Source organism: Streptomyces sp. NPDC050564 (assembly GCF_044457265.1).
GTDB lineage: Bacteria > Actinomycetota > Actinomycetes > Streptomycetales > Streptomycetaceae > Streptomyces.
Genome location: NZ_JBITGS010000063.1, coordinates 20875 through 28295 on the forward strand (window position 1 = coordinate 20875; position 7421 = coordinate 28295).

At 67.9% G+C, this 7421-nt stretch carries 6 protein-coding genes and 2 pseudogenes; 6 read left to right on the forward strand and 2 right to left on the reverse strand.

The window, feature by feature from the left end; all coding sequences use genetic code 11:
* Window positions 1-211 precede the first annotated feature (211 nt).
* From ACIBK0_RS48230 to ACIBK0_RS48240, 3 genes and pseudogenes are all read left to right on the forward strand, one after another.
* Window positions 212-655, forward strand: a pseudogene (locus ACIBK0_RS48230) (transposase); the annotation flags it as partial.
* Window positions 656-756: 101 nt separating this feature from the next.
* On the forward strand, window positions 757-1497 hold the full coding sequence (locus tag ACIBK0_RS48235) for a hypothetical protein (RefSeq protein WP_399095713.1): 741 nt from the start codon (window positions 757-759) through the stop codon (window positions 1495-1497).
* A gap of 189 nt (window positions 1498-1686) precedes the next feature.
* Window positions 1687-2913: a PP2C family protein-serine/threonine phosphatase gene (locus tag ACIBK0_RS48240; RefSeq protein ID WP_399095710.1), complete on the forward strand. Its 1227-nt coding sequence runs from the start codon at window positions 1687-1689 to the stop codon at window positions 2911-2913.
* A 159-nt stretch (window positions 2914-3072) separates the two neighbouring features.
* On the opposite strand, the pseudogene ACIBK0_RS48245 reads toward ACIBK0_RS48240, so the two are convergent.
* Window positions 3073-4766 (reverse strand): annotated as a pseudogene (locus ACIBK0_RS48245) (ISAzo13 family transposase).
* A 190-nt stretch (window positions 4767-4956) separates the two neighbouring features.
* Here ACIBK0_RS48245 and ACIBK0_RS48250 point away from each other — a divergent pair.
* Both ACIBK0_RS48250 and ACIBK0_RS48255 read left to right on the forward strand, forming a co-directional pair.
* On the forward strand, window positions 4957-5811 hold the full coding sequence (locus tag ACIBK0_RS48250; RefSeq protein WP_399095695.1) for an IS5 family transposase: 855 nt from the start codon (window positions 4957-4959) through the stop codon (window positions 5809-5811).
* Window positions 5808-6140, forward strand: coding sequence for a hypothetical protein (locus ACIBK0_RS48255; protein WP_399095698.1), 333 nt, complete (start codon window positions 5808-5810; stop codon window positions 6138-6140). The genes ACIBK0_RS48250 and ACIBK0_RS48255 overlap by 4 nt, the downstream gene beginning before the upstream one ends.
* Here ACIBK0_RS48255 and ACIBK0_RS48260 read toward each other — a convergent pair.
* The gene (locus ACIBK0_RS48260; protein ID WP_399095701.1) at window positions 6137-6721 is read right to left on the reverse strand and encodes a GNAT family N-acetyltransferase; all 585 of its coding nucleotides are present in this window, start codon (window positions 6719-6721) and stop codon (window positions 6137-6139) included. The two genes, ACIBK0_RS48255 and ACIBK0_RS48260, sit on opposite strands and share 4 nt — an antisense overlap.
* Window positions 6722-6966: 245 nt before the next feature.
* Between ACIBK0_RS48260 and ACIBK0_RS48265 the strand changes: the two genes are divergently transcribed.
* On the forward strand, window positions 6967-7421 hold a 455-nt coding region (locus ACIBK0_RS48265; RefSeq protein ID WP_399095704.1), incomplete at its 3' end, for a DDE-type integrase/transposase/recombinase.

Consider the following 7421-nt stretch of genomic DNA (forward strand, 5'->3'; position numbering starts at 1 on the left):
TTAAATCCGGCGGTGGTGCGGGTTGACGACAGGTCGGGTTGGTCGTAGGCCGGTGGTAGGAGTCAACTGCCTTGCTGGAGGCTGAAGATGACTGCTCGCCGTCCGTGTCCGCCCGCGCCGGGGCCGTTGGGGGAGTACGCGGGCCCGGTTCGACGACCTCTTCTTCAGCCTGGCCCAGCGGCGAGGGTTTCGCGAGTACCTGACCGGACTAATGGCGCCGCGGGAGCGGAACAAGACGATCACCTGCCTGGCAGGCGCGGAGCCGGTGACCGGAGCGGGGACGCCGCGGGTGCAGCGGCTGCAGTTCTTCCTGTCCGAGTCCCCCTGGGAGGCCGAGTACATCAACGACCGGCGGCTTGAACTGCTGCGCGAGGAGCCGGCGACGGCTCCGCACGAGGGCGGGGTCATCGTGATCGACGACTCCGGGGACCGCAAGGACGGCACGGCGACCGCGCACGTGGGCCGGCAGTGGCTGGGCCGGTACGGCAAGACCGACAACGGCATCGTCACAGTGACCACGGTGTGGACCGACGGCCGTGTGTACTACCCGCTGCACGCGACTCCCTACACCCCTGCCCATCACTTCGCCCGCGGCCGGTCCGATCCGGCCTTCCGCACGAAACCGCAGCTGGCCGCCGCTCTCGCGGTCCGCGGGAAGGCGGCGGGCTTCGGCTGCCGGGCGGTGGTTGCCGACTGCGCCTACTCGTCAGCGACGACTGGTACCTCGCACTGCGCGAGGCCGGCCTGCCTTACGTGGTGGCGCTCAAGCCTCGCAACGGTGTCTGGGCCCCGGCCGACCAGCCGCACACCCCCATCGAGGCCGCCCACGCCCTGGCCTGGCAGGATGCCAAGCGTCCAGGTGACTGGACGCCCGTGGAGCGGCACTTCCGCGACGGGCACACCGAGACCTGGTGGGCCGCCGATGCCCGCCTGGGCGGATACGCCCCCAACTCACCCTGCCGGCTGGTCGTGGCCACCACCGACCCAGCCCGGCTGCCGGAGAAGGCCACCTGGTACCTGGCCACCAACCTGCCCCACCCCGACGCACCCCACGCCGCCGCCAGCCCGCACACGTCGGCCGACCTCGCCGAGATCGTCCGCCTCTACGGCCTGCGGCCGTGGATCGAGCAGAGCTACAAGCAGGTCAAGGACGAACTCGGCTGGGCCGACTTCCAAGTCCGCTCCGACCGCGCCATCCGCCGCCACCAGACCCTGGTCAACTGCGCCTTCTCCTTCTGCTGGGACCAATGGTTCGCCCCACCCGGACCCCTGGATGCCACCGCGCCGGACCCGTGCCCCAACGACGGGCCAGAGAGGGGGACCTACCGAACCCCACCGGCCCCAACAGCCTTGCTGGCCAAGGGCCTTACGCGCCATCCGTTCCTGGCTCACCCCCGCCGTCACCCTCAACCGCTGGTGGCAAGCCTGGACGGACAAAGACCCACCCTCCGAACTCCAGGCCCTGATCGACGCGGTCACCACCGGACACGGCATTGACCTCTACTGCCGGATTTAACGAACTACCGGTAACGGGAGAAGGGCAGCACCGCTGACCTTGCCTCACCCGAAAGAGATGGTCCGACATGCCACGCATGGGGTAATGAGCCGCTCCAGCGGCTTGACCAGGCACATTGGGCGCAGACAGCGACCGGAGCGGGCGGCAGGAAAGCGGTGGCGAACCGGGCCATGAGCGAGGAGAGCGTGGACCGGTCCGAGGGTTTCGGCGAGCGGCTGCTCGGGGTGCTGCTGGATCGGGCACGGCTGTTGCCGCCGCAGCTGATCGCCCCGCTGATCGCGGAAGAGGTGGCCAGGATCGGCGGCCATGACGTGTCCATCCTGCTCCAGGACTACGCCCAGGAGCTGCTGGTGCCGCTTCCGGGCAAGAAGCTGCACGTGGGCCAGCCCGAGCCGGTGACCGGCTCCCCGGCCGGGCGGGCCTTCCAGAGCGCGGACGTCGTCGAGGTGCCACAGGCCGGCGGCGTCGTGCGGATGTATCTGCCGCTGCTGGACGGCAGCGATCAGGTGGGCGTGCTGGCCCTGACCTTGGAGACCGTCGGCGACGATGACCGGCGCCTGCTGCGCCGGCTCTCCGGCCTTGTCGCCGACATGCTGGTCACCAAGAACGCCTACACAGACCAGTTCTTCCTGGCCCGGCGCCGGGAACCGATGAGCGTGTCTGCGGAGATCCAGTGGGGCCTGCTGCCGCCGCTCACGATGACCGTGCCGCAGGTCGAGGTGGCAGGCATCCTGGAGCCCGCCTACCGCGTCGCCGGCGACAGCTTCGACTACGCCCTCAACGACAACATCCTGCACTTGGCCGTGATCGACGCGATGGGCCACGACCTGGACGCCGCCGCGATGGCGACCATCGTCATCGGCGCCTACCGTCATGCCCGGCGCGTGTTCGTCAGCCTGGCCGAGAAGTACGCGTTCATGGACCAGGCCATCTCCCGGCAGTTCGGGGCCGACCACTTCGTCACCGCGCAACTGATGCACCTGAACATCGCCACCGGTGAGCTGGAGCTGGTCAACGCGGGCCACCCCGCACCGCTGCTGATCCGCGAGGGCCAGGTCCTGCGGCAGTTGGAGAGCGCGACGACGCTGCCCGTCGGCTTCGGAGGCGAGACGCCCCGCATCCGAGAGCACACACTCCAGCGGGGCGACCGGGTGCTCTGCTACACCGACGGCATCATCGAGGAACGTGTCGATGGTGGGGAGCCGTTCGGTGAGGAACGCCTCATCCGCTGCGTCAACCGCCTGGGCCAGGAGCCGTCGGGCGGGATGCGGGCGGATCTGCGCCTGCTCTCCCACACGCTGAAGAAGGAACGGGGCGGGCGCACCAGCGACGACGCCACCCTCTTCATGATCGAGTGGCGCGGAGGCGCCGCCGACCACCTCGCAGCCCTCGACTGAACACCCCAACCTCGGCCGAGGAAGCCCAGGAGATCAGAAACAGCTTCAGCGGTCTTGCCCACACCGATCCCGTAGTTCCGGACCGTGTTGGGGTAGCGCCGAAGTAAGCCCCAAAGTCGCCAGTTTTTGATCCAAGGCCGGGTAGTTAGGGCTGGCCGATCAATAACTCGCTGTCTTGATCTCTGGCGCGGGGACGCCGAGGTGTGTGGCGAGGTCGGTGAGGTCGTCGAGTGTGGCCAGGTGTGTCTCGGCGGGTTCGGTGGCGTGTCCGATGTCGTGGAGGAGTCGGCGCGTTTGGCTGATGGCCCGGTTGAGGGTCACCGGTGTCACGGTGAAGAGCGGGGCGATGACGACCTGAGGAAGCTTGAACCTCTGGTAGAGGATGGTGGCCAGGAGCCGGTCGACGAGGGTGAGGCCGGGGCGTCGACCGGTGTAGAGGCCGGCGGCAGGGGTCTTCTGCCGGTCGCCGCCGCGTCGCTGATGGAGGTCTGCTTCCCGCTGAGCCGCGCGGGCCGCTGCCAACTCGGTGACCAGCGAGTCCCACTGCTCGTGCGGGATGCCGGTGAGGGCGGGATGGGTCAGCCAGTCTCGGCCGGGGCCGGCTTCGTTCTGGGGCGGGATCGGAAGGACGCCGTCCCGGCGGTGTTCCTGGGGGTGGAGGGTGTAGTTCCAGTCGCCGTGCCAGTCATGACGGCTCAGCGGCAGGGCGTTCAGCTGCCCGTCACTGATGCGGACGCCGGTCTCGTAGATGGCGGTGTCAAGTTCGGCGCGGACTGTCAGCCCCGTGCGGGTGGTGTCGCTGCGATGCTGTTCACGATGACTTCATGGCTGGTCAGCGGCCTGCCCCGCCAGTTCATCGTGATGTGGGAGAACAGTCGGTGCTCGATTCGGTTCCACTTAGATGTGCCCGGAGGAAAGTGACACACGGTGATCTCCAGGCCGGTCTCGACAGCCAGCGCGGCCAGCTCGAACTTCCAGGCCCGGGTGCGGTAGCCGTTGGAACCACCCGCGTCCGCAGTGATCAGCAGAGGGTGCGAGCGCGGGTAGGTGTCGCGCCCAACCGCGTGCCACCAGCGGCGAACGGAGGCGACGGCGAAGGCTGCGGTGTCGTGGTCGGTGCCGACGTTGACCCAGCCCGTGTCCGCGGTCAGGTCGTAGATCCCGTATGGGATCGCCTTGCCCAGATCGGCATCGGGAAAGTCGTGGGTGCGAACCCGGACTGGATCACCTTCGCGACGCCACTCGTGGCCGGTGTTCTTGTAGTTGCCGACCAACTCCTTCTTTTCGGTGTCCACGCTGATCACCGGGTCTCCAGCGGCCTGGAAGTCCTTGGCCTGGTCGTTGATATAGCGGAACTGCGCATCCCGGTCTGGGTGTTGGGCACCTTCGATGGTCTTGGCGTTGCCCTGGAGACTGAAGCCCTCCTCGCGCAGCACGGCAGCCACGGTGTCCGCCGAGACCCGGTGCCCCTGCCGGGTCAGCTCGGCAGCCAGGTGCCGGGTCGACTTCGTCGTCCAGCGCAGCGGCGACATCGGGTCCCCGCGTACATCTGGTTCCACCAAGGCCAGCAACGCGGGCCGAAGGCCCAGATCCAGGTCCACCGCACGCTTGCGGCCCCCACCGGACCGACGCACCCGCCCCAACGGCGCCTCGCCGGACTCCAGTTCCGTCACCCCGCGCGACACGGTGCCCTCCCGGACTCCGGCCGCACGAGCAAGGAGCCTGATGCCTCCATGGCCCAGCGACCGTGCTTCTGTTCCTATGGCCAGCCGCCGCTGCCGCTCGTCGAGATGCGGGAACAGCGTCCCGAACTTCGCGGCCAGTGCTGCCTCGATCCCCTCCGGACTCCCCATACCACAACAACGATCCACAGCCGGAAGCGACGGCTTGTTTCCCGGCAAGTCCTAAAACAGCGGCATTGGGCGTAGCCCAGCATCATCAGAGGCCGTTAAGTCCCTTCTCTCTCGGTTCGTGATCGCTCGTTCGTGGTACTGATCGCCGTACGGGCCAGGCGTTCGGCATGTGCATGCTGAGATGCGAAGCATGGAGCGAAGACCGTATCCGAGCGACTTGGCGGATGAGCAGTGGGCGTTGATCGAGCCGATGATCACGGCCTGGAAGCAGGGCCGGGTGGAGCGGTCTGCGACCGGGGACCCCGGAGACTGTGATCTTCGGGAGGCCGTGAACGCGATCTTCTACCAGAACAGGACGGGCTGTCAGTGGCGCTACCTGCCCCACGATCTCCCGGCCTGGTCAGCGGTGTTCTACTACTTCACGCTATGGCGCCAGGACGGGCTCGACCAGCGGATCCAGGAACTGCTGCGCTGCCAGGTGCGGGAGAGAGCCCGCCGATTAGAGGACCCGTCCCTCGTGGTCATCGACACCCAGTCCGTGCGCGCGGCCGCGGGGGTTCCGAAGACCACGACGGGACTGGACGCGAACAAGAAGACGCCGGGCCGCAAGCGCGGAATCGCCGTCGACGTTTTGGGGTTGATCATCGGCGTCGTCGTCCTGGCCGCATCCGGTCATGACAACGCAGCCGGCATGGCTCTGCTCGACCAGGCCGCCGAGCGGTGCGGCAACCGCCTGGAGAAGGCCCTGGTGGACCAGGGGTTCAAGGACGAAGTCGTCATCCACGGCGCACGGCTGGACATCGCCGTCGACGTCGTCCGCCGCAACCCCGGCGACCAGGGCAAGGGCTTCGTTCCGCAGCCGAAGCGGTGGGTGGTCGAGCAGGTCAACGGCACGTTGATGCTGCACCGGCGCCTGGCCCGAGAGTACGACCACCGGCCCGACAACTCCGCCTCACGCGTCTACTGGGCCTCCACCGCGAACATGACCCGCCGCCTCACCACGCCCGCGCCAGCCTGGCGCGACAGCCTTCAGGTGGCCGCGTGAACGTCACTGAACTCCTGGTGGACCTCCAGGCCCGGCAGAACAAGGCCACCACTCGGGCCGGTGAACTGCGCGACCAGATCGAGCACTTGACCGCCGCCCTGGCCGAGGCCGAGGCGCACCTAGCGGAACTGGCCACGACTCGGAAGGTCATCCTGAATGCCTTCAACACCCACCCCGATCAGGCGTTCCGGGTCCGTGAACTGCACGAACTCCTTGGCATGCCCACCGACGACCCGGCCATGAACGTCACCCGCAGCCGCCTTGGACGCCTCACCCGTCAAGGCTTCCTCACTCAACCTGGACGCGGTCGCTACCAGAAACGGACTTAAAGCCGCTCTTCGCGGGCTGGTATCGGTTCGGCCGCCGGCCGCCACTCTCGCCTGATCAACCCGAACACCCACGAGTCGGATACGTCGCCGTTCACGACGCAGTCTTCCCGCAACGTCCCTTCACGCATGAATCCGATCTTCTCCAGGACCCGGGCAGATGCCACGTTGCGCGTATCGGTCTCGGCCTGAACTCGATTCAGGTCCAGTGTGTCGAATGCCCACTGCAGCAAGGCGTGCGCGGCCTCCGTCGCGTAGCCGTGGCCCCACATCGCTTCGTCGAGGACGTAGCCCAACGACGCGCTGCGGTAGTCCGGGTTCCATCCGGTCAGACCGCACCAGCCGACGAAGGCCCCGTCAGAAGCACGGTCGATGGCCACCCGCGCCCCGGTGTCTTCGTCCGCCATCTTCCGGCACATCGCGATGAAGCGCTCGGCGCGGGCCCGTTCGTTCCACGGCGGGGAGTCCCAGTAGCGCATCACGTAGGTGCTGCTGTGCAGCGCGAAGAGGCGGTCCGCGTCGGCGTCGGTGAAGGGGCGCAGCCGCAGGCGAGCGGTGTGCAGTATGGGGGTGGCCAAAGTCATGCGCACCATCTTGTGTCCTCATGGGGCGGGCAGAACACCGAATATCCGATCTCGGTTCGGTCCTCACGACCATGGCACCGCCTACCAGTAGATCGTGCACGGCACGGCTACTCGGCCTGCCCACCGACGCCCCAGACATGAACGTCACCCACAGCCGCCTCGCCCGCCAAGGCTTCCTCACCCAACCCGGACGAGGCCACTACTAGAAACGGACTTAACGACCTCTCAGACGGGAGGGCACGCGCGTGGGCCGGAAGCGGGTCGAGCGGCTGATGCGCGAGGCCGCCATCGCGGGGATCAGCCCGCGGCGGAAGGGCTTCACGCGCCGCGATCCCAAGGCCAGCCTCGCCCCGGACCTGGTCAACCGCGACTTCACCGCACCGGCGCCGAACCGGTTGTGGGTTACCGACCTCACGATGATCTCCACCGGCGAGGGACCGTTGTGGCTCTCGGCGATCCGGGACGCCTTCTCCCGCCGGGTGGTCGCGTGGGAGACCTCTGCCCGCGCGGACGCCGACCTGGTCCTGACCACGCTGGAGTACGCGCTCGCATCCCGTGAGGTCGAGCCCGGCAAGCTCATTCACCACGCCGACCACGGCTGTCAGGGTGGATTCAACTGGTCGTCGCAACGCCCTGATCTCGGAGGTGTGCGACGTGGCTACGGCGGACTGGAGTTTGAAGACCAGCGATGTCCCGGCGG